Below are 22,493 nucleotides of genomic sequence, written 5' to 3'. Positions count from 1 at the left end.
GCGCTTGGATGGCTCCTCAAGATCAACCCCACGAACAATTTGTATTCCCTGAGGAGGTATTACCACGTGGTAACGCTCTCTAATAGACCAAATATTTTAGGCGGCGCTGGACGCGACTTAGAATCCACTGGGTTTGCCTGGTGGTCTGGTAACGCACGTTTAATCAACTTATCTGGCAAACTACTGGGTGCTCACGTTGCCCACGCTGGTTTGATTGTATTCTGGGCTGGAGCGATGACCTTGTTTGAAGTCGCTCACTTCATTCCTGAAAAGCCCATGTATGAGCAGGGCTTGATCCTGTTACCTCACCTGGCCACTCAGGGTTGGGGTGTTGGTGCTGGTGGTGAAGTCATCGACACCTTCCCCTATTTTGTTGTCGGTGTACTCCACCTAATTTCCTCAGCCGTCCTTGGCTTTGGCGGTATCTATCATGCCGTCCGTGGTCCAGAAACCTTAGAAGAATACTCTTCTTTCTTTGGCTATGACTGGAAAGACAAGAACAAGATGACCAATATTATCGGGTTCCACCTGATTATTTTGGGATGCGGTGCGCTGCTGTTGGTAGCAAAAGCAATGTTCTTTGGTGGGTTGTATGACACCTGGGCACCAGGCGGTGGTGATGTTCGGATTATTACCAATCCGACGCTGAATCCAGCGGTCATCTTCGGTTATGTACTCAAGTCTCCCTTCGGTGGCGAAGGCTGGATTGTCAGCGTCGATAACTTGGAAGATGTGGTCGGCGGTCACATTTGGATTGCCTTTATCTTAATTGCTGGCGGCATTTTTCACATTCTTACCAAGCCTTTTGCTTGGTCACGTCGGGCATCCATCTGGTCTGGTGAAGCTTACCTCTCCTACAGTTTGGGCGCTCTCTCTTTGATGGGCTTCATTGCCTGCCTGTATGTTTGGTTTAACAACACCGTTTACCCTAGCGAATTTTACGGTCCTACCGGTCCAGAAGCTTCTCAAGCTCAGGCTCTGACCTTCTTGATTCGTGACCAACGCTTGGGTGCTAACGTTGGTTCTGCCCAAGGCCCCACTGGTCTAGGTAAATATCTGATGCGCTCTCCAACTGGTGAAATCATCTTTGGTGGTGAAACCATGCGCTTCTGGGATTTCCGCGGCCCTTGGTTGGAGCCTCTACGTGGCCCCAATGGTCTTGACCTGGAAAAAATCAAGAATGATATTCAGCCCTGGCAAGCTCGTCGCGCTGCTGAATACATGACCCATGCTCCTCTGGGTTCTCTGAACTCCGTGGGTGGTGTGGCTACTGAGATTAACTCCTTCAACTACGTATCTCCTCGCGCTTGGTTGGCGACTTCTCACTTCGTACTAGGATTCTTCTTCCTAGTTGGTCACTTGTGGCACGCTGGTCGCGCACGGGCAGCTGCTGGTGGTTTTGAGAAAGGAATTAACCGTGATACTGAGCCAGTGATGTTCATGGACGACCTTGACTAAGTTGTAAGGTTTATCTAATCACTGACAGCTAAATAATTTAGAGGCTCTTGCATAAAAGCAAGGGCTTTTTTTATAAGAAAATTAGTAATCTATTGATTAAACTGAGCGGCTTACCAAGGTAATTAATATTATGAGCGACTCTAATTTTATTGATGCTTTGCGATGGACAGATGAAGCTAAAGAAAAGTTACAAAATATTCCCTTTTTTGTCCGCGCTCAAGCTAGAGCCAGAATTGAACAGTTGGCTCGTGAAGCAGAGCAAGAGATTGTGACAGCTGATTTGGTAGAACAGGCTAGGCTAGAGTTTGGACAATAAAACATTCTAGAGGTCGTAATAATGACAGTCGCTAAGAATCGAGCAGACCGAGTAATGCTTTACGACATTAGCTGGCAACAGTTTGAAAATCTTCTAAAAGACCTGGGAGAGCATCGGGCAGCACGGTTAGCTTACGATCGCACTACTTTAGAAATTATGACACCTTTACCTGAACACGAACATTACAAAGAAGTAATTAGCGATTCGGTCAAAGAAATCGCTGAGATGCTGGATTTAGACTATGAAAGTTTTGGTTCGACTACTTGGAAGCGAGAAAGCCGAATGGCAGGGGTAGAGTCAGATAACTGCTTCTATTTCCAGAATGAAGCTGCGATTCGGGGTAGATTGGATCTGGATTTGAGACAAGATCCACCACCTGATTTAGCACTGGAAATTGATGTTACCAGTAAGTCTCTGAATCGTTTTCCTATTTATGCCCGCTTGGGAGTACCAGAACTTTGGTGTTATGACTCCGGTGAACTAAAGATTTACCACTTGCAAGATGGGGAATATGTCGAGTCAGAGAAGAGTCTAGTGTTTCCTACTTTAGAAATTCTATATCTGCCAAAACTGATTGAGCAAAATCGGGCAGATGGCAGACGGGCAATTCGTCGGGCGGTGCGGGAATGGGTGAGGGAAGGCGGGAAGAGTAAAGATTGAACTACCCAGTCAACCTAATTCATAATTACAAATTACAAATTAATATCAACTTCCTCCCACATTCATTGCTGCTAAAAAAGCCTTCTGGCTCACATCTCTGTAAACTGTATTTAAATACTTCATTACCACATCACTCGAAGTTGAATTTACTGTATTTTCCTCTTCCTTCGCTAGGGGGATTGCTCCTAATACATCTAATACCATCTCACTAGTGGACGGCGCAATCACTACCAATGATGATTCTAGTGGTTCATTGTATTGCCAAAAAGAATCAATTTTTACCGAGTATTTGTTATTAGGAATTGATTGTTGAATATCGGGCGTTTCTGTGGTATTGGGTTTAATCTTAGCACTACGTAATTGACGTAAATCGCTGATAATTTGCTCTTTGGTGCGTCCGCGCAATTGAAATAGTACAAAGGGATCTTCACTGAAGCGATCGCCTAACTGATAGTACAGGGCACCAATATGTTTACAGGGATTTGCTTTATCAGGACAAGAGCATTTACTCTGGACATCACCAAGGGTAAATGGAAATATCGAAAGACCATTTGCCGTGAACACTTCTTCTATATTTTGTGGCATTTCTCCTGCTAGTAGCTTGGCAGCAAAAATTGCCCTTTGGGACATGGTTTCAATTACATAACCCCACTGTTCATCGCTAAAGGGTTCAAGAGAAAGGGAAACTTTATAAGGTTCTACTTCACTACCTTGCACCCTAGCCAATACTTTTGCACCTTTAAATTCGATGCTCAAAACATTTCCTTGACGAGCATAGTTTCTAGCACGTTCTAAACGCTTTTTAAAGCGATAGGAATCTAGCAAATCTAGCCATTGTTGTGACCACCATTCTCGACTTGCTTGTAATGTGTAATTAGTCATAAATCAATTCAAAATTATGGGATGGATGAGTTTATCTCGTTTTGTGACAGTTACTCAGACTATAGCGTTATCGTTGGGAGAACATCAGTTTCGCAAATATACGCCTACAGACTGGAACTCTGGGACTATACAGGTGCGTAAAACCTTGAATTAATTACAAATTACGAATTACAAATTATTCCATCCCCACCTTGCGCTGCAACCGCTCAACCAATTGGCGCGAAAAATCCAAGTTCCTATAGCGCAGGCGCTCTCGGATTTCCAGGGCAGCCTGTGCCAAGGGTAGCGCCTCTGCATAGCGCCCTTCTTCCTCCAGAACTCGTGCCAGACCAGATTGAGCATGAGCTACCGAGTTTTGCTGTCCTACTTTCTGGGCCAGGGCTAACTCACGATCATACCAAGAGCGGGCTTCTGTAGGGCGGTTGCGGTTAAGGGCTAGAAGTCCCAGGTGGCCGTAAGAATCTGCTTGTTTTTCTTTATTTCCTAGTTTTTCTTCTATCACCAATCCTTGCTTAAAGTAGGACTCAGCACGATCATATTGTCCCTGTAATAGCGCAAATCTTCCCAGATCGGTGAGAATGATCGCCTCTCTCTTCTCATTTCCCAACTTTCGGTAAATTACTAACGCCTCCTGGTACAGCCGCTCCGCCTCAGCCCAATCCTGGCGTCGCTCTGCAATCACTCCTTGCACACGGGTTGAAAAAGCCTTATCCTCAAAGTTGCCGCCCTGTTCCATCATCTCTTTCATCTGATCTGCCGAACTTGCTGTTCGATCTGTGTCCGCACGTTGCAAGTGAATCCAGGCAACATGATACGCACCCCAGCCAGCATGGCTCCACTGATCCAGCGCCTTTCCTGCCTGATATCGCCACTCAGCCAAGCGTACCCACTCATCCCAGTAGCCTCGAAACCGGAGGAAGTTAGACAAAGCATTTTCCAAATCGATGAGCATCTGGGCAGCTTGTTGGTCTTTCAGTGTACCGGGGATACCTGCCATCTCCCACAAGGTTGTCGCCACGCCCTCTAGATTCTGCCACTCAGCTTCCAGCTTGTCATGGGTCTGATAGGCATCTTTGTCCTCACCCCCGTACTTCTGGGCAAAGTCCACCCAGTACCGCAGAACTTTCCCTTGGGCAGCAGAGTCAAATCGAATTCCACTTAGGGGTGCAGTCTCGATAGTATCCGTTTTGCCCACCGCTGCCACGATATATGTGCGAGTGAGGGGGTGCAGGCCAAACCGTTCTCCATCCAACTCATTCACCAAAGATAGTGTTACCAACCGCTCCAAAGAAACTTGGATCTCGGTGATGGCTAAATCCGTAGCATCTGCCAGTGCTGCGGTTTTTGCTGGTGTCAGGAACACAGCCAGGGCAGACAACACTGTGCGATCGTTTCCAGAGAGAGTTTCGGCGGCATCAGCAAACAGAAACCCATAGAGATCGGGAGATTTGGCGGCATTACGCAACCGCTCTAGGGCATCACTGATAGAGTAGCCTTTGTGTGCCACCTTTCCCAATGTCCAATCCAGCGCTAGGGGATTGCCACCAGACGCTTCATATAAAGCGGTCAATATCTCTGGCTTCGTTGCCTTTAGTTCCTGGGCTAGACGGGGGTGCGACTTTCCCTTCTCTGTCATTAATTCCAAAGCTTCTGCCTCTAAGAGACGATCTAAGCGGATAGTGAGGGCGCTTTCCCCAGTGCGACGGCGGCTGGTGATGATCGCTTTGTTGGGGGTGGGCAGTTTCCGCAAAAACTCGGCAATCATATCGCGTTCTTCTGCATTCAGTGTTTCCAAGTTGTCCCAAATCAACAGGGTGCGCCGTCCCCGCAGGGCATCTAGAAGGGCGCGGCGGCGTTCTGTGGCATCAGTCATTTTCACAATATCTGCCTGTCCTAACCCCTTGGCAAATTCCCGGCAGAAGCTATCGAGAGAAGACAGGGCGAGGGTTTCTGGCCGCACTCCTTCAGTTGAGAGCCAGGTAGTTTTGGCAGAAACAAACAAGTAGGCATCAAACAAGGCTTGCTTACGGGCAAGGTGTGCTACCTCTAGCGCTAACACCGTTTTGCCTATCCCACCAATACCATCGATCGCCACACCCCAACCGCGTTCCTCTGGTGAAAGTGCCTCTAAACAACGGGCGATTTCTTGTTTTCGTCCCACAAACACATCGTTATAGCGGGGCAGGTTATCGGGCACACTTTCCGGGCGTTGTCCCTTTAACAGGCTTAATCGCGCCTCTAGGCTAGTGACTTCTTTTTGTTTTTCCTCCAGTTCGATCTGCAAATCTACTGGAACTCGAATCCCAAAACCAGCTTTTTCCTCTTCTAATATCTGGAGGGCGCGACGAGCGCGGTTGAGAGTTCGCTGTAGTGCTTCTTGATTATCCATAAGGATTTGATAAAAATAAATCTCAGGATTTGCAGTTGAAAAAAGGCAAAAGGCAGGAGGAGCAACAAGATATCCACTTTTCCCAAATCATTGAGGGCGATCGCCTTTGGCAGACGCTCCGTACATTCGCTCTTAGCTTACTCATCTAAACTTTCTGCGATCGCTTTGAGCAGTGCCTCAAAATTTGATTGTATATGAATCTCTTCCGTCAGAGCATTCATATCCTTCAGCAAGTTTATGAGATTAGCAAACATATTACGAATTTCACTATATAGGTCAATTTCTTCTCTAAATCCCTGTAAATTAGCAGCGCTAACTGTTCTCATAGCGTCATTTAAATCTTGAATTTGCTTTTCCCAATACTCAACATATTTAATTCTTTCAATAGGCTTATAAATTTGGGCATCTGCTAAAACTATGGGAAAAATTCGATGATAAAGTTTTCCATTCTTGGCAATTTCAATTAGTTCATACATACAATTTTCCGACTTCAAATATTGGTCGCTGATTACTACAATCACGCATTTGCCACGACTCAATCGCTGCATGAATTCTTGAAATCGTTCTTTGTAACCAATTGCATTTTTATCCCTAATGATTATAATGCCTTTTGCCTGAAATGCTTTCTCCAGTTGTTGTACAAATGTCTCACTGTGATTATCTCGCCAGGTGTAGGAGATAAAGACTTCCTTTTGCTTGCTTTCTGACTCTACTTTGCCAATGCTCTTTTTAAGATGACTCAATCGCGCCTCTAGGCTAGCGACTTCTTTTTGTTTTTCCTCCAGTTCGATTTGCAAATCTACTGGAACTCGAATCCCAAAACCAGCTTTTTGTTCTTCTAATATCTGGAGGGCGCGACGGGTGCGGTTGAGAGTTCTCTGTAGTGCTTCTTGATCATCCATATCTAAGAAACTTTTAAATAAAAAAAATCAATATAAACTTTCCAAAAATATCGATTTTTAACTCTTTATTTGCACCTACGCATCAGGTTACAAAATATTTATGCAAGAAGTCTAGTGCATACGAACAAATATAAATTTGTAGTAGTTTGGCACAGTTAATACAGTTAAGTTGACGCTACGAACTTATTCTGCATCATCGTCAATTACTGCACTGCGGTCAAGTATTAGTAAATTGCGGAGTTGGTCTGTATCAAGTTCAGTCAACCATTCTTCACCAGCACCCACAACTTGTTCAGCCAATTGTTTTTTACTTTCAATCATGTCATGAATTTTTTCTTCTAAAGTCCCAGTACAAACAAATTTATGTACTTGCACATTCCGGGTTTGACCAATTCTAAATACTCTGTCTGTGGCTTGATTTTCTACGGCTGGATTCCACCATCTATCAAAATGGAATACATGATTTGCTCGTGTTAAATTCAGTCCTACACCACCTGCTTTTAGAGAAAGAATCATAATTGGGGGGCCTTGGGGGTCGTGTTGGAAACGGTCGATCATTTCCTCTCGTTGTTTTTTAGTGGTGCTACCATATAAAAAGAATATTTCTCGCCCAAGCTGTTTTTCTAAATAGGGTTTAAGTAATTTACCCCACTCAGCAAATTGTGTAAAAACTAAAGCGCGATCGCTTTCTGATAAAACTTCTTCTAACATTTCTTCTAGCCGCAGAAGTTTGGCTGAATTATGTTGCTCTAATGTCGCCTGTTTCAAGTATTGGGCTGGGTGATTGCAAATTTGTTTGAGTTTGATTAGTAAAGCCAAAATCATTCCCCGGCGTTGCAATCCTTCAGCAGAATCTATCTCTGCTAAAGATTGTTCTACAACTTGTTGATAAAGTGCAGCCTGTTCGCCAGTTAGACCGCAAAATACGGTCATTTCTTGCTTATCTGGTAAGTCTTGAATGATGTCGCGATCGCTTTTCAATCGCCGCAGTATAAATGGTTGAACTAATGAACGTAATTGATTCAAAGAAGCCGTATCACCATACTTTTCAATTGGCATGGCAAACCGCCGCTGGAAAAATTGCCGATTGCCTAAATACCCTGGATTCAGAAAATCTAAAATAGACCAGAGTTCTTGCAGCCTATTTTCTACTGGCGTCCCCGTCAATGCAATCCGAAACGTCGCTTCTAATTGCCGCACTGCTTTTGACTGTTTAGCCTCTGGATTTTTCACATTCTGGGCTTCATCTAAAACAATTATCTGCCAAGATACACTTTGCAATGACTTGATATCTCGATGAAGAAGTGAGTAGCTAGTAACGATTAAATCGTGATTTTTTACTGCTTCTAAAAACGCTTTCCCTTTTGGGCGTTTATCACCGTGATATTGCAAAATTTTCAGGCTGGGGGCAAATTTATTAACTTCCCTTTCCCAGTTGCCTAAAACCGAAGTTGGACAAACTAGCAGTGTTGGATTTTCTAGTACATCTTGTTCTTTGAGATGTAACAAAAAAGCGATGAATTGAATAGTTTTACCTAATCCCATGTCGTCCGCCAGACACGCGCCTAAGCCCCAACGTTCTAGGAATGACAGCCAAGCAGCGCCTCGTTCTTGATAAGGTCGCAACTGTCCCTGAAAGCCTGTTGGTGTGGGTAAAGGTGCGATCGCCTGGTTATTTGTTAGCGCCCCAATCAACTCTTGTAATGCCCCAGATGCCTCAAAGCTGACCACTGGTAATTTTTCAATTACCTGAGTATCCCCTGTACTGAAACGCAAGGCATCTTCTAAGGAAAGCGCCATTTGGTCTTTGCGAGTGGTAAAAAAAGTTTGGGCTGTTTTGATGTCTTGGGGCCGTAATTCCACCCACTCGCCGTTAATTTCCACTAGCGGACTATTTAAAGCCACAAGTTTATCAAACTCAGCTTTGGAAATAGTTTGTCCACCAATTGCCAATTGCCATTGGAAATTCAGCAGACTTTGCAACCCTAAACGTCCCTGCTTTTTCTTTGGGGTTTCGGCAGTAATTTTCAAACCCAAACGGTTCGCCCATCCTTCACGGTTAGCTAAACTGGGAGGTAAAATTACTCCCAAACCACTGTCTTCCAACCTCCAAGCTACAGCTTTAATAAACTCGTATGCTTGGATGGGGTTGAGACGAGAAAATTGGGGATATTCGGTTTCAAAACTCGGTGCGTAGGCGCTTTGCGCCTTGTCGCCAGACATCGCTGGGTATAATCGGGAAGCTACTCCCAAACCCCGCAAAAATGTTTCTTGTGGTTGCTCAATTGTCCGATTTTTATAAACCAACCGTTCAACTGGATTGTTCCAAATAGTTGCTGCATCCACCAAAAACTCAGGATCGTCAGCCGCTTGCAGGAAATACGCTAATGTCCAATCTGTTTCGCTAGACTCTGGAGAACGCAGTTGAAAACAGGTACGAAATAAAGTTTTAAGAGTTAATTGGTATTGTAGCGGCATAGTCCAAGCCTTCAGTGCCGCTTCCAGGCGTTCCATTTCAATTGCATCTGCATTGACTGTACCAGATGCACTGGTTAAGACTTGCAACCACTGTCGCACCCCAGATGGTAAAGATGCGTAGGCGTAGCCCGTCGTAGACATCGCCTTAGCTTCCATCGGAGGTTGGGAACCCACCATTCCTCGCACTTGGGCATCTATCGTACTGTTAAGAAATCCTAAAAGTAATTCTTGAGGTTCGGTAGGGAAGTCTACTGCTGAGTAGTGAGCGCTGAGTGTTGAGTCTTTTTCTTTCAACTCAGCACTTTCTTGATAAGTGCGGCATACCAACGGCATGTTCGCAGAAAATTTTTCTAGGCGGGTTCCATCTACAGCACTGTCTAGGAGTACTTGCCATTTAGCAGCAAATGCACCATCTGATTGTCGGTCAATTGTTGGTAAAAACTTACACCGCGAGATTAAATCTAAACTCCACCGAGCAACCTGCGACCAAAAACGTAAATCTCCTCCTAAAAAGGCATCTTCCCCTTTAGCAGCATTTAGGGGAACAGCAGCGAGAAATTTTACCGCCTCGCTGGGGTTGAGACAAAAACCCTCAACTCGCCACGGTTGCAAATATTGCGGGGAGTCAATATCCAGCCCCAAGCTGGCAGAATGTACAGGGAAAATCCCTGCTGTTCCTTCTTTACTCCCTTCTGGGATATAAGTTGGCAGGGCAATTATTTGGGAGTGCGTTGGCATTATCTCAGTGGCACTGGCGGCTTTGCGCGTTAGCGTAGCTCCTCCTTTGGAGGTTCGCCCAGTAGTAGCCATAGCAACTTGAGGTTGCTGGATGAAGTTAGTAATTGCCATGTTCTGCGAAGGCAACCACTCACTCAACTCAACTGATGTCATTGCCAATGGATGTAGTGGGATATCTCCAGATCCATTAGACTCGAAATTCACTCGTGGCGATCGCCAAGTTTCTCCCCAAATAAATAAACAACCCTTTTGACTTTTTAGTAACCAATTTCCGTGTAAAATCGCCATTTGCTAACTACTTATATTTTCCCAAAACTCATGAACTAAAATCGGAACTACTCTACTTTTTGCATCTTCTCAATCAGATTTATTCGTCAAATTTTGCATACAATAAATATTTCAACAATTCTTGCAAATAAACATTATTAATAATGAGATTTCTCTTAATTAAAGTTTTAAAAACCGGGATAATGGTTGAACTAGATTATATGCATCCTCAGGAAAAGGAGGTTGTAAGAGCATTACTAAATGTTGTAATTGTTGAAGGTAAAACTTATCCCCAAAAGCAACCTCTATCTCATGTAGAATTTTCAACTTACTGGTTAAGCAAGGATGCCTTTGTTGTCAGGACATCTGTTCAGGATGCTACACACAAACCAAAAGAAATATTAGGGGCATTTTATTTAAAGCCAAACTTTCCCGGTCGGTGTTGCCATATTTGCAACGCTGGTTTTATTGTACAACCTGGCTTTGGCGGTCAGGGGATCGGGCGGTTCATGGGAGAGGCAATGCTATTGATAGCAGCAAGCCTGGGCTATGAGGCAGTAATGTTCAATTTGGTCTTTGAAACTAATATACCTTCAATTACACTTTGGCAGTCGTTAGAATTTGAGATTATTGGGCGCATTCCGCGTGCGGCGAAGCTAGGGGATGAACACGTGGTAGACGCGCTGATCATGTATCGTGCTTTGGGTTGAACCACAAGTCTGATCTTTGTATGTACTAGAAGTCAGTCATAGGGCATAAATGTTAGGATTGCCACAGAAAGAGAATAGCGAAAGAGAAGGAAAAAAAACTGAATGGCAGAAGTTGACAAGTCAATATCCTTCGATGGAAGGGATATTCGACTGAAAGTAGGCCTACTAGCTCCCCAGGCTGGGGGGTCGGTTTTGATAGAATCAGGGGACACATCCGTTTTAGTTACGGCTACGCGATCGCAAGCCAGAGAAGGCATTGATTTTCTTCCGCTCACAGTAGATTATGAAGAAAGGCTATATGCCGCTGGTAGGATTCCCGGAGGGATCATGCGCCGGGAAGGTCGTCCACCAGAAAAAACAATTCTCACCAGCCGTCTTATAGACCGTCCCATGCGTCCCCTGTTCCCCTCATGGCTACGGGATGACCTGCAAATCATTGCCTTAACGCTGTCGATGGACGAGTTAGTGCCACCCGATGTGTTAGCAGTTACAGGTGCTTCCATCGCTACCCTGATTGCCCAGATTCCTTTTAATGGGCCAATGGCAGCAGTGCGGGTTGGTTTAGTGGGAGATGATTTCATTATTAACCCCACTTATGCAGAAATTGAAGCTGGAGATTTGGATTTAGTAGTAGCAGGTTCACCACATGGGGTGATCATGGTGGAGGCGGGAGCCAATCAGTTGCCAGAGCGAGATATTATCGAGGCAATTGACTTTGGTTATGAAGCAGTGCGGGACTTAATCAAAGCGCAGCAAGATTTAGTAGCAGAACTGGGTCTGGTAATAGTGCAAGAAGCACCACCACAAGTAGACCAGACGTTAGAAAATTATATCCGCGATCGCGCTAGCAGCCAGATTAAGAAAATCCTGTCGCAATTTACTTTCACCAAACCCGAACGCGATGCAGCTTTAGATGTCGTCAAGGATGAAATTGTCACGACGATTAAGGAACTGCCAGAAGAAGATCCAATTCGAGTTGCCGCAACTGCTAATAGCAAGGCACTTGGTAACACTTTTAAAGATATTACCAAATACTTCATGCGGCGGCAAATCGTTGAAGATAACGTTCGCGTTGATGGTCGTAAACTCGATGAAGTCCGTCGTGTTTCTTGTTTAGTTGGTGTCTTACCAAAGCGAGTCCACGGTAGCGGTTTGTTTAACCGAGAACTAACTCAGGTATTATCCACTTGTACTCTGGGTACACCTGGGGATGCCCAAAACCTCAACGATGATATGCAGCTAGATCAACATAAGCGTTATCTGCATCATTACAACTTCCCGCCGTTCTCAGTTGGGGAAACCAAGCCAATGCGTTCTCCAGGAAGGCGCGAAATTGGTCACGGGGCATTAGCAGAGCGATCGCTCCTACCTGTGCTACCCTCAAAAGAACAATTTCCCTACGTGATTCGCATCGTATCGGAAGTACTTTCCTCCAACGGTTCCACCTCAATGGGTTCAGTCTGCGGTTCTACCCTCGCCCTCATGGATGCTGGTGTGCCAATTATCAAACCCGTCAGTGGCGCAGCAATGGGTCTGATTAAGGATGGGGACGAAGTGCGAATCCTGACCGACATTCAGGGCATTGAAGACTTTTTGGGCGACATGGACTTCAAAGTTGCTGGGACGGATACCGGAATTACCGCCTTGCAAATGGATATGAAAATCTCCGGTTTGTCGTTGGATGTTATTTCCCAAGCCGTCCACCAAGCCAAAGCAGCCCGGTTGCACATTCTGGAAAAAATGCTTGCCTGCATCGATCAACCGCGGATAGAAACCTCACCTTATGCCCCACGTCTGTTAACAATCAAGATTGATTCAGACATGATTGGTCTGGTCATCGGGCCTGGAGGCAAGACTATTAAGGGTATCACTGAGGAGACTGGTGCTAAAATTGACATTGAAGATGATGGCACCGTGACAATTTCTGCTGTAGATGAGAACAAGGCCAAAAGAGCCAAAAACATCATCCAAGGCATGACCCGCAAGCTGCACGAAGGGGATGTCTACGCAGGACGCATCACTCGGATTATACCGATAGGTGCATTTGTGGAATTTCTGCCTGGAAAAGAAGGGATGATCCACATCTCACAACTAGCTGACTACCGCGTTGGCAAAGTTGAGGATGAAGTAGCGGTGGGCGATGAAGTGATTATCAAAGTGCGCGAAATTGATAACAAAGGTCGGATTAATCTCACGCGCTTGGGTATTCACCCAGATCAAGCAACAGCAGCACGGGAAGCGGCGGCGGTGAATCGGTAACTCGATTTGGGATTTTAGATTTAATCTAAAATCCGCGATGCCTACTGTGAAGGCATCGCCGTATGCTTCTCTAATTAGTTGCCAAACTGCTCCAGATAAACTTACCCTGCTCCCAATTGTTAATTTATTTATTAAATATTTGACAGATTTCAGGTAGTATGTTGAACGTTTGACCTTCCATAACCACTTCCCCTAAAGGGGATGGAAACAAGTGATTCTTACTGTAATTGCGAGATAGCCTTGCCAGATACCTTCCAAGTTATAATCTTTCCCCTAACAAAATCCCTGCAAGGGGACGAAAATAATTAGATTAACGCGCCTTCCTCCCCCCAAGGGGATGGAAATTGAATACAATATTTGACATCATTTGCATAGCATTCGTCAATGCTAAGAGCAGCTACATCCACTAGGCGCAAAATCGAGCCACAGTCAGAGTTTCTTCCGACATGGGCAGATAACACTGAACTGGTAGGATTAGTGTTTGATCTTGAGCCAACCACTTCGACTTCCCTCTACTCTCAGTACACGATTGGACTCCATGCCTGGTTTCTTGACCAAGTACGGCAACTCAACCCAGAACTTTCTGCATATCTGCACGATGGAGAGTCGGAAAAGCCCTTCAATATTTCGGCGCTGTCAGGTCAACCTACTGTGGTACGGGACACAAAACTATTTTTGGACTGGGACAAACTCACTTAGATTGGGTAGAACCAGAGGTAAACTTACCCACTCAAGTGCTAACAAATCTGCTGGGAGAACGCATTGATGAATTGACAGCGCTATTCACCGCACAACGAAAACGCACAGGAGGCGATCGCACTGATAAAATTGCTTCTACCTGGGCAACTATCTTAGCACGCCGGGAGATGGAGAATCATTGCAGGTTATATCCGAAGATTTAGAGATGCCTTACGCTACTGTGAAAACTTACGTAAAATTAGCTCGACGGGCGCTCAGAGCATTGGCACTTTAATTTTAGCGGCGATCGCACTGAAATTGCGGAAATATTGGCTGAAGGTGGTGAGGACTCGCGCCAATAACTTATACCAATTCACGAAAACCCTGATACAGATAGATTTCTCGTAAGGGTATGGCAATGCCATGCCCCCACCAACGTATTTGTATTATTATTAAAGTCAGATACTCCAAATTCTGTTTGAATACTACTTAGTGGGTGACTATATCGAGCCTGGGAAAGCTGAAGAAAAACTTGTTGAAGGTATTGTCAAGGCAATGGAATAATGAGAAAAACAGCTTTTTAGAGCCTCCAGTGATTAGCGTTGTACCAAGCTTGATATGACATCGGAAATAAATTTGAAACCCCAAAAAATTGTGTCTACCTATACAACAAAGTAGTAACAATTGTTATAGGCTTGAAAAGCCCTTTACTTTTATAGTTTTGGCGAAACTTCACCGCCAAAAAAGCACCAGAGCGATAGGAAATTACTTGTGACCAAGTGTAATTGATAGCTATCAAACACAAATTTGGTTAGGTTGAACATATTCCTGTCAGCAGCAGAGATGATTTCCTACGCCCTGGTTATTTATTTTCATTATTTTAGGTCAACAGCTTCAGGCGATACCCTCCTTTTTAAACTTTGTCATTGCTTGATGCTGAATGAACAGCGATGCCTGCGGCGGGCTGCGCCAACGCTCTGAGACTGGGACAGGTTCGGTTGGAAGTTTACTACACCTTTTCAGGAATATTCTCAATGACATCCAATACCAACTTCAACAATTCATCTACCTTGAATAATACCTACCCCTGAATCTAACCAATTAATTTCTGCCAGCTAACAGGCCCGACAATTCCATCGGCATCTAAACCATTTTGCTTTTGAAAGTTCTTAATTGCAACCTCTGTTTGCGGCCCGTAGACGCCATCATTCTCAACACCTAGACGATATTGCAAGTATCTGATAACTGCATTACCAGCATGGTTTGGTCTGAGAATTCGTTTTGCCAAAATTAAATTTATGGCATTCCATGTAGCTGAGTCAGCAATTCCAGTCGGCTGAACTCCGACAATAGTCTGAAATTTTTCTACGGCAGATTTGGTGTTAGCGCCAGTGAAGCCATCTTCTGCTAATGCCTTACCATTTTTATCGGTTATCTTTAGTCGATTTAAGGCTTTTTGCAGTCTGAGAATAGTGGTATCTACATTCTCTTCTTCATCTGGTACGGGGTTAACAGGAACACTTGACACTTTACCAGTTAACCCTTTGACGATCGCATTAGCCATTGCTTCTGGATTATAAAGATTCATATCTTTTTGCGAATCGACAAAGCAACCTTCTACAAGAATCGCAGGCATATCCGTATTTTTCAGAACAAACAAGTGGGAACCACTCTTAACGCCGCGATTAAAAAATCCTAACTTGACGATTTCATCTAATACAGGTTTAGCGATTTTTCTGCCAGTATCGCTAGTTGCAAATACTTCTGTGCCATTAGCTTGCCCATTAAAGGAGTTAAAATGAATCGCGACGTAAATATCTACTTTACTCCCATTAGCTGTAGAACATCTTTTTGAAAGCGATTCCCGGACTGTACTAGCACTACTTGGTCTACATAGTACAACTTCATTCCCCAAAGCTCTTAACTTGGCTATAACTCTATTACCAACATCGAGAGTTAAATTATCCTCAAATTTAATACCCCTGGCTCCTGTGTCTGGTGGACAATTGTGCCCACTATCAATTCCGAATTTCATGATTTTATCCTCAACTTACTTATTTTTACGCTAGTTCAAAACTCTTCCAATTATAGAGACAAAGTTTTGTTAATAAATTTGTTGAAGTACTTGTTAGCAATGTCCGCATTATTTTAAGCATTACTACGCTGGTAAGTAAAATAAGTTTTTCTGCGGCCATTGCAAGCAGATTTTATGTGGTTAAACCCGCTGATTGCAAGATTTTTTGGAAGAAAAAACACAACCATCATAATTTATCAAAATCGGGAATAATCCGGTAATTGTTGCAATAAATTGAAATGCAGCAGTTACTCCCATTGTTAAGATAATAACGCTTCGTAAAAGTAGAAAGCTATGACAAATCTACTTAGTGCAAGAAGGCAGAGGGGCACAGAAGCAAAGGGGTAGAAGGAAGAAAAGCGATAACACAGGCTTTTCAGCCTGATCGAATGGTATGTTTATTTCCGCCATTCTGTACTAGTACGCCTGAATGACCGGAATCTGTGGGCAGATATTTAACAATCAACCTATGAGCCAGTTTAAAATTTAAGTAAAGAAATATTTCGTAGCTTACAGGCATGAAACGCATCGTCTTGGTTGCTGGGTTTGAATCGTTCAACGCTGACTTGTACAGGAAAGCAGCTTTTTTGGCTAACTCTCGCTGTCCTGAATTGGATATTCGGGTATTTAGCGATCGCGATCTTACTAGCATTCGCACCGAGGTAGAAGCAGCACTTCATGACGCTGATGTGTTTTTCGGTAGCCTACTATTTGATTATGACCAAGTTGTGTGGTTGCGCGATCGCATTGCCCAAATTCCCATCCGCCTAGTCTTTGAGTCAGCTTTGGAATTGATGAGTTTAACCAAGCTGGGTGACTTTGCCATTGGCGACAAACCCAAAGGAATGCCCAAACCAGTTAAATTCATCCTCGACAAATTTAGCAACGGACGAGAAGAAGACAAACTCGCTGGTTACATCAGCTTCTTAAAAATTGGCCCCAAACTACTGAAATACGTGCCAGGGCAAAAAGTCCAAGACTTACGCAACTGGTTAATTATCTATGGTTACTGGAATGCTGGCGGCCCAGAAAACGTCGCTTCATTATTCTGGACACTGGCAGAAAAATACTTAGGTTTAAAAGTCGGCGACATTCCCCCGCTAGTCGAAACCCCTAATATAGGATTACTGCATCCCGACTATCAAGGATTTTTTGAATCACCTCGTGAATATTTGGAATGGTATAAAACCTATTGTGGAGACGCGATGAATCGCGTCTCTACAAAACCGATTATCGGGATTTTACTTTACCGAAAACACGTCATCACTAAACAACCCTACATTCCCCAACTGATTCGCAGTTTTGAATCAGCCGGGTTGATTCCTTTACCCATCTTCATCAACGGCGTGGAAGGACATGTGGCGGTACGGGATTTGATGACAAGCGACTATGAAATTCAGCAACGACAACTAGGTAATATCGAGACTCCCTCACTATCTAATGAAGCAGTCAAAGTGGATGCGATCGTTTCAACAATTGGCTTTCCTTTGGTGGGTGGCCCGGCTGGTTCAATGGAAGCAGGGCGTCAGGTGGAAGTAGCAAAGCGCATCCTCACTGCCAAGAATGTACCTTATATTGTTGCTGCACCATTATTAATTCAAGATATTTCTTCGTGGACGCGCCAAGGTGTCGGCGGATTGCAAAGTGTAGTATTGTACGCGTTACCAGAATTAGATGGGGCTATTGATACCGTTCCCCTTGGTGGTTTGGTGGGCGAAAATATTTATCTAGTTCCTGAACGGGTACAGCGATTAATTGGTAGGGTAAAAAGTTGGGTGGCTTTGCGGCAAAAACCTGCATCGGAACGCAAGATTGCCATTATTTTATATGGGTTTCCTCCTGGTTATGGTGCTGTAGGCACAGCTGCATTATTAAATGTCCCCCGTAGTTTGCTGAAGTTTCTCCACGCACTCAAAGACCAAGGTTACATCGTTGGGGATTTACCGGATGATGGGGAAGAATTGATTCGCTCTTTGAAAGAGGCGGATGAATCTTTAAATGACGGGGAGAATATCCCTGCCTCTGTCAATGTTCGCACATTAGAAAAATGGTTGGGATATCTGCAAATCTCCCGTATTGAAAAACAATGGAAATCTCTCACGGGGACTGGAATTAAAACCTATGGCGATGAATTCCAGATTGGTGGTATGCAATTAGGAAATGTGTGGATAGGTGTACAACCACCTTTGGGTATACAAGGCGACCCGATGCGTTTAATGTTTGAACGAGATTTAACGCCTCATCCCCAATATGCTGCTTATTATAAATGGCTACAAAATGAGTTTCAAGCTGATGCTGTAGTTCACTTTGGAATGCATGGGACGGTGGAATGGTTACCTGGTTCTCCTTTGGGTAATACGGGTTATTCTTGGTCGGATATTTTGTTAGGAAATTTGCCTAATTTATATATATATGCGGCGAATAATCCTTCTGAATCGATGTTGGCAAAACGTCGCGGTTATGGGGTATTGATTTCTCATAATGTACCGCCTTATGGACGAGCAGGTTTGTATAAGGAATTAGTGGCATTGCGTGATTTGATTTCGGAGTATCGTGAAGATCCACAAAAGAATTATGTTCTTAAGGAAGGGATTTGTAAAAAAATTGTGGATTCTGGGTTGGATGCAGATTGTCCGTTTGCAGATGCTAAACGGTTGGGGATTGCGTTTACTCCGGAAAATGTTCGGATGTTTAGCGGTCATGCTTTTGATGATTATTTGGTGGAGTTGTATGAATATTTGCAGGTTTTAGAAAATCGGTTGTTTTCTTCTGGGTTGCATACTTTGGGGGAAGCACCGAATCAGGAGGAATTGGGGTCGTATTTGGAGGCTTATTTTGGGGGGGAGGAAGGAATAAACGAACCGCAAAGGCGCAAAGGACGCAAAGAAGAAAGAGAAGAGGAGGAAAGATTAATAAGGGATTTGTTGATGCAATCTACGGATGAGTTAACGAATTTGTTAAGGGGGTTGAATGGGGAGTATATTCAGCCTGCACCTGGTGGGGATTTGTTGCGGGATGGGGCTGGTGTTTTGCCTACGGGGAGGAATATTCATGCTTTAGATCCTTATCGGATGCCTTCGCCTGCTGCTTATGAACGGGGACGAGAAATTGCTCAAAAAATTATCGCCCAGCATTTGGATGAATATGGTAAATATCCGGAAACGATCGCGGTAATGTTATGGGGATTGGATGCGATTAAAACTAAAGGTGAATCTTTGGGGATTCTTTTGGAATTGGTGGGGGCTGAACCTGTTAAGGAAGGAACTGGTAGAGTTGTTCGTTATGAATTAAAGCCGTTGGTGGAGGTTGGACATCCCCGCATTGATGTATTGGGTAATTTGTCTGGAATTTTCCGGGATAGTTTTGTAAATATTATCGAATTGTTGGATGATTTATTTCAACGGGCGGCTGATGCTGATGAACCGGAAGATCAGAATTTTATTAGAAGACATGCTTTAGCTTTAAAAGCTCAAGGGGTGGAAAATGCATCGGCGAGATTGTTTTCTAATCCGGCGGGTGATTTTGGTTCTTTGGTGAACGATCGCGTGGTGGATGGTAACTGGGAATCTGGTGAGGAGTTGGGGAATACTTGGCAAAGTCGCAATGTATTTAGCTACGGGAGAGAAGATAAAGGTCAAGCTAGACCGGAAGTGTTGAACACGTTGTTGAAAACTAGCGATCGCATTGTTCAAGAAATCGATTCGGTAGAATATGGTTTAACTGATATTCAAGAATATTACGCTAATACCGGCGGTTTAAAAAGGGCAGCAGAAAAACAACGCGGTAAGAAGGTTACAACTAGCTTTGTGGAAAGTTTCTCGAAAGATACTACACCGCGTAAGTTAGATGATTTGCTCAGAATGGAGTACCGCACTAAGTTGGTAAATCCCAAATGGGCACAAGCGATGGCGAATCAAGGTTCTGGTGGTGCTTTTGAAATTTCCCAACGAATGACGGCGTTGATTGGTTGGGGTGGTACTGCCGATTTTACCGATGATTGGGTTTATGACCAAGCGGCTGATACTTATGCCTTAGATGCAGAGATGGCGGATAAATTACGCAAGGCAAATCCTGAAGCTTTTCGCAATATTTTAGGGAGAATGTTGGAGGCGCATGGGCGGGGTTTCTGGGAAGCTGATAGTGAGAAGTTAGATAAATTGCGCCAGTTGTATGAGTTGACAGATGAGGAATTAGAAGGGGTCGTTGTTTAATTCAATATAAGTACTGAATTAATATTGAAACTGTCTAAATAGGATAAGTAAACACATTTACATGCAGAATACTTACCTCAAAATCATAGTATTATATATTATACGTAACTCTTGTTACTCTAGGTCTTCACCTTGGATAGCTTATGAATTCAGCTACCAACGAATCGCACTTCCACATCCCGTGAAAAGTCAGGTATTTTCTCATGCTTCAATTAGGATTGCTAGATAAATACTGGCGTTTAAGTCGCTCATATAAACAGGTTGTATTATAAGTTGCATTTTTATCTAAATTATTTTGCCGCCAAACCTCATTCCATAGGTGTACTGCATAGCTATTCTTTGTAATCATACCCGATTTGGTATCAGGTATAATTATTGGTTTTATCCAATCCTTTGCTAATTCAAAAGCCTTTTGAAATGTTAGTAATTCTTGATTGTAAACTATCTTATTTACAGCCCTCCATGTTATTGGACAAAATATCTCATGACCAACAATATGCTGTTGATAATTTAATTCAGAAACTGCTTTTTGAATTAGGACTGGACCAGTATCCGCAAATTTAAGAGTATTTAGTTCAGCTTTGTCACTGACTTCAACAAGATAAGCAGCCAAATAACTATCTTTAGGTATTTTGAGAACACAATTATTAGCAGCTTCTCCCTGTTGCCGTTCATAACTTGAAGCAATTACATACTCTGATTCAAAATTAAATGGTTTTAGACATACAATGTCTGTATCTACCCACCAACCCCCCTTAATTTTCAGCAGGTGATACCTGAAAAGATCCGCAAATCCTGCATAACTTCCTTTCCCCCATCCTACTGAGTAAGTAAAAATCCTTTTTGCTGGCAAAATTTCATTACCATTTTTAACAGTCGTACCTTCTGGGATATTCTTAACATCGTCATAAATATATAAGTGATACTCATGCCCATTTGACAAAAAAGAGTTAATAGATAACTGCTCCATTAAGGATAGTTCATTTCCTAACCATAAGCTCTGTATTATTCGATTTGCTGCTTGTATCATGTCTATTTACGCTTGTAATTAACGATAAAATTGAGTTATATGCTTCCAGCCGTAGCGGAAATACTAGGGCTTGGAGTCTGCGTCGTAATGATGCAAGACTGCTTTGGAATTGATAAATTCTTGTTGGAGTTTACACTAGTAAGGAGTGCAAAACTCAGAAAGCTCATTCTATAAAGCATAAAAATTAAGGCGTTGGTTCCTGGAAACATCTTAGAGGATGTTTGAAAAGCCTAAGAGCGTGTGTTTCACTACCCTAGCTACCGAGAAACTGCTACGAGAGAATCTGGGTTTTGGGATTTGCGATCCGGCGCACATCCGAAGCCTGCCGGCATCGCGCCCCTGAGTCGTAGTAATGACATACTTCTAAATTTTCCCACCTACCTACTTACAGCTATTTTCAACTAAATAGATCACGCACTCTTGGGCACAGCATTGCTGTGCCCCTACAACAGATGTGGTTCAAATACTTGAATTCTGCTGTAATTGTATCGACTGACAATGCGATCGCATCGACTAACAATGCGATTGTATCGACTAACAATGCGATCGCATCAACTGACAATGGCATTGTATCGACTAACAATGCGATCGCATCGACTAACAATGCGATTGTATCGACTAACAATGCGATCGCATCAACTGACAATGGCATCGTATCGACTAACAATGCCATTGCATTGATTAACAATGCCATTGCATCGACTTGCAAAAATTAACCCACGTTTCCTTAACTTTGTTCTATCTAAAAATCTCATTTACTGTTAGTTTTTTTGTTGTAATGGGCACATTAAACTTATCCATTACAACAGTATGCATATATGCCTACTCAAGATAAAACCCGCCGTTTGCCCTCTCAATCAATTAGTCAAGATATTACTTCATTACACGGTTTGCAAACTGTCAGTACCTATGACACAACCCGTGCTGATGCCTCTGTAGCAAACTTACTGCAAGCTTATCAGGATATGTTGACGCAGCAACAAGCCGAAACCGAAAAACTAACTTTATACCGTGCTGCTACCGATTCTGCACGATTAGCAGAATGGGAATTTCACAATGCTGTATTAGCGATGAAAGAAGTAATCCGCGGACAATATGGATCAGATAGCGACGAAGCCCAAGCGGTTGGATTAAAGAAAAAATCAGAGCGCAAGCGTCCTTCCCGCAAAAAGTCAGTTGCGATGGCATAACCGCCCGCCCGAACGCAAGTTATATCAACAATAACAGGACTTACGCAAAATCATGATAAAACGAACCGCAAAGGACGCAAAGGACACAAAGGAATAAGAGTTTCAGAGAGTTCTTGCGTAAGTCCTGAATAATAAAACAGACGCAGTAAACCCGCCTAAAGCGCTGGTTCACTGCGTCTTTTTTGGTAACAACAAGCTCTATAGCAATCCTAAATCATTTGTAAAAAATCACAGTTGTTGATACTCTGAAC

At 43.5% G+C, this 22,493-nt stretch carries 15 protein-coding genes and 2 pseudogenes; 9 read left to right on the top strand and 8 right to left on the bottom strand.

Annotated elements, in window-relative coordinates; all coding sequences use genetic code 11:
- The 4 genes and pseudogenes from Q0541_RS34545 to Q0541_RS20035 form a co-directional block, all read left to right on the top strand.
- Positions 1-83: pseudogene (locus Q0541_RS34545) on the top strand (photosystem II protein D2); the annotation flags it as partial.
- Positions 67-1,458: a photosystem II reaction center protein CP43 gene (gene psbC / locus Q0541_RS20045; RefSeq protein WP_298914116.1), complete on the top strand. Its 1,392-nt coding sequence runs from the start codon at positions 67-69 to the stop codon at positions 1,456-1,458. The pseudogene Q0541_RS34545 and the gene psbC, both read left to right, overlap by 17 nt.
- A gap of 130 nt (positions 1,459-1,588) precedes the next feature.
- Positions 1,589-1,774: a PCP reductase family protein gene (locus Q0541_RS20040; protein WP_298914114.1), complete on the top strand. Its 186-nt coding sequence runs from the start codon at positions 1,589-1,591 to the stop codon at positions 1,772-1,774.
- Positions 1,775-1,795: 21 nt separating this feature from the next.
- A complete protein-coding gene (locus tag Q0541_RS20035; RefSeq protein WP_298914111.1) occupies positions 1,796-2,434 on the top strand; it encodes a Uma2 family endonuclease in 639 nt (212 codons plus the stop codon).
- A 45-nt stretch (positions 2,435-2,479) separates the two neighbouring features.
- On the opposite strand, the gene Q0541_RS20030 is transcribed toward Q0541_RS20035, so the two are convergent.
- The 4 genes from Q0541_RS20030 to Q0541_RS20015 all read right to left on the bottom strand — a co-directional run bounded on the left by Q0541_RS20030 (position 2,480) and on the right by Q0541_RS20015 (position 10,111).
- Positions 2,480-3,316 (bottom strand): SWIM zinc finger family protein, encoded by an 837-nt coding sequence (locus Q0541_RS20030; protein WP_298914108.1) that lies wholly within the window; start codon positions 3,314-3,316, stop codon positions 2,480-2,482.
- Positions 3,317-3,491: 175 nt separating this feature from the next.
- The gene (locus Q0541_RS20025) at positions 3,492-5,705 is read right to left on the bottom strand and encodes a tetratricopeptide repeat protein (RefSeq protein WP_298914105.1); all 2,214 of its coding nucleotides are present in this window, start codon (positions 5,703-5,705) and stop codon (positions 3,492-3,494) included.
- 137 nt (positions 5,706-5,842) lie between these two features.
- Complete coding sequence (locus Q0541_RS20020; protein WP_298914103.1) at positions 5,843-6,607, bottom strand: toll/interleukin-1 receptor domain-containing protein; 765 nt, start codon at positions 6,605-6,607, stop codon at positions 5,843-5,845.
- Positions 6,608-6,790: 183 nt separating this feature from the next.
- On the bottom strand, positions 6,791-10,111 hold the full coding sequence (locus tag Q0541_RS20015; protein ID WP_298914100.1) for a DEAD/DEAH box helicase: 3,321 nt from the start codon (positions 10,109-10,111) through the stop codon (positions 6,791-6,793).
- Positions 10,112-10,254: 143 nt separating this feature from the next.
- Here Q0541_RS20015 and Q0541_RS20010 point away from each other — a divergent pair, with 143 nt between their 5' ends.
- The 3 genes and pseudogenes from Q0541_RS20010 (at position 10,255) to Q0541_RS20000 (ending at position 14,032) form a co-directional block, all read left to right on the top strand.
- Complete coding sequence (locus Q0541_RS20010; protein ID WP_298914097.1) at positions 10,255-10,800, top strand: GNAT family N-acetyltransferase; 546 nt, start codon at positions 10,255-10,257, stop codon at positions 10,798-10,800.
- 102 nt (positions 10,801-10,902) lie between these two features.
- Positions 10,903-13,059 (top strand): polyribonucleotide nucleotidyltransferase, encoded by a 2,157-nt coding sequence (locus Q0541_RS20005; RefSeq protein ID WP_298914094.1) that lies wholly within the window; start codon positions 10,903-10,905, stop codon positions 13,057-13,059.
- Between the two features lie 384 nt (positions 13,060-13,443).
- Positions 13,444-14,032: pseudogene (locus tag Q0541_RS20000) on the top strand (hypothetical protein).
- Here the strand turns inward: Q0541_RS20000 and Q0541_RS19995 are convergent.
- A complete protein-coding gene (locus tag Q0541_RS19995) occupies positions 14,013-14,162 on the bottom strand; it encodes a hypothetical protein (RefSeq protein ID WP_298914091.1) in 150 nt (49 codons plus the stop codon). The pseudogene Q0541_RS20000 and the gene Q0541_RS19995 overlap by 20 nt on opposite strands.
- Before the next feature lie 668 nt (positions 14,163-14,830).
- Positions 14,831-15,772 carry an N-acetylmuramoyl-L-alanine amidase gene (locus Q0541_RS19990; protein ID WP_298914088.1) on the bottom strand — a complete coding sequence of 314 codons (942 nt, stop codon included), beginning with the start codon at positions 15,770-15,772 and terminating at the stop codon, positions 14,831-14,833.
- Between the two features lie 557 nt (positions 15,773-16,329).
- Here Q0541_RS19990 and bchH point away from each other — a divergent pair.
- Complete coding sequence (gene bchH, locus Q0541_RS19985) at positions 16,330-20,022, top strand: magnesium chelatase subunit H (protein WP_298914085.1); 3,693 nt, start codon at positions 16,330-16,332, stop codon at positions 20,020-20,022.
- A gap of 208 nt (positions 20,023-20,230) precedes the next feature.
- Here bchH and Q0541_RS19980 read toward each other — a convergent pair whose 3' ends face one another.
- Positions 20,231-20,992, bottom strand: a complete 762-nt coding sequence (locus tag Q0541_RS19980; protein ID WP_298914083.1) for a glycosyltransferase — start codon at positions 20,990-20,992, stop codon at positions 20,231-20,233.
- Positions 20,993-21,449: 457 nt separating this feature from the next.
- Positions 21,450-21,761, bottom strand: a complete 312-nt coding sequence (locus Q0541_RS19975; RefSeq protein ID WP_298914081.1) for a hypothetical protein — start codon at positions 21,759-21,761, stop codon at positions 21,450-21,452.
- Positions 21,762-21,870: 109 nt separating this feature from the next.
- Here Q0541_RS19975 and Q0541_RS19970 point away from each other — a divergent pair, with 109 nt between their 5' ends.
- Positions 21,871-22,242: a hypothetical protein gene (locus Q0541_RS19970; protein WP_298914078.1), complete on the top strand. Its 372-nt coding sequence runs from the start codon at positions 21,871-21,873 to the stop codon at positions 22,240-22,242.
- Positions 22,243-22,493: the final 251 nt, after the last annotated feature.

It is taken from the genome of uncultured Nostoc sp. (assembly GCF_937863485.1).
Classification (GTDB): Bacteria; Cyanobacteriota; Cyanobacteriia; order Cyanobacteriales; family Nostocaceae; genus Nostoc.
The sequence above is the reverse complement of the archived record's forward strand: the minus strand, read 5'-3'. Positions and strand labels throughout refer to the sequence as shown.

Bases quoted from the DNA above. Each gene is read 5' to 3' on its own strand.
- Q0541_RS20040 (WP_298914114.1), top strand. From the start codon at position 1,589: ATGAGCGACTCTAATTTTATTGATGCTTTGCGATGGACAGATGAAGCT.
- Q0541_RS20035 (WP_298914111.1), top strand. From the start codon at position 1,796: ATGACAGTCGCTAAGAATCGAGCAGACCGAGTAATGCTTTACGACATT.
- Q0541_RS20030 (WP_298914108.1), bottom strand. From the start codon at position 3,316: ATGACTAATTACACATTACAAGCAAGTCGAGAATGGTGGTCACAACAA.
- Q0541_RS20025 (WP_298914105.1), bottom strand. From the start codon at position 5,705: ATGGATAATCAAGAAGCACTACAGCGAACTCTCAACCGCGCTCGTCGC.
- Q0541_RS20020 (WP_298914103.1), bottom strand. From the start codon at position 6,607: ATGGATGATCAAGAAGCACTACAGAGAACTCTCAACCGCACCCGTCGC.
- Q0541_RS20015 (WP_298914100.1), bottom strand. From the start codon at position 10,111: ATGGCGATTTTACACGGAAATTGGTTACTAAAAAGTCAAAAGGGTTGT.
- Q0541_RS20010 (WP_298914097.1), top strand. From the start codon at position 10,255: ATGAGATTTCTCTTAATTAAAGTTTTAAAAACCGGGATAATGGTTGAA.
- Q0541_RS20005 (WP_298914094.1), top strand. From the start codon at position 10,903: ATGGCAGAAGTTGACAAGTCAATATCCTTCGATGGAAGGGATATTCGA.
- Q0541_RS19995 (WP_298914091.1), bottom strand. From the start codon at position 14,162: ATGGCATTGCCATACCCTTACGAGAAATCTATCTGTATCAGGGTTTTC.
- Q0541_RS19990 (WP_298914088.1), bottom strand. From the start codon at position 15,772: ATGAAATTCGGAATTGATAGTGGGCACAATTGTCCACCAGACACAGGA.
- bchH (WP_298914085.1), top strand. From the start codon at position 16,330: ATGAAACGCATCGTCTTGGTTGCTGGGTTTGAATCGTTCAACGCTGAC.
- Q0541_RS19980 (WP_298914083.1), bottom strand. From the start codon at position 20,992: ATGGAGCAGTTATCTATTAACTCTTTTTTGTCAAATGGGCATGAGTAT.
- Q0541_RS19970 (WP_298914078.1), top strand. From the start codon at position 21,871: ATGCCTACTCAAGATAAAACCCGCCGTTTGCCCTCTCAATCAATTAGT.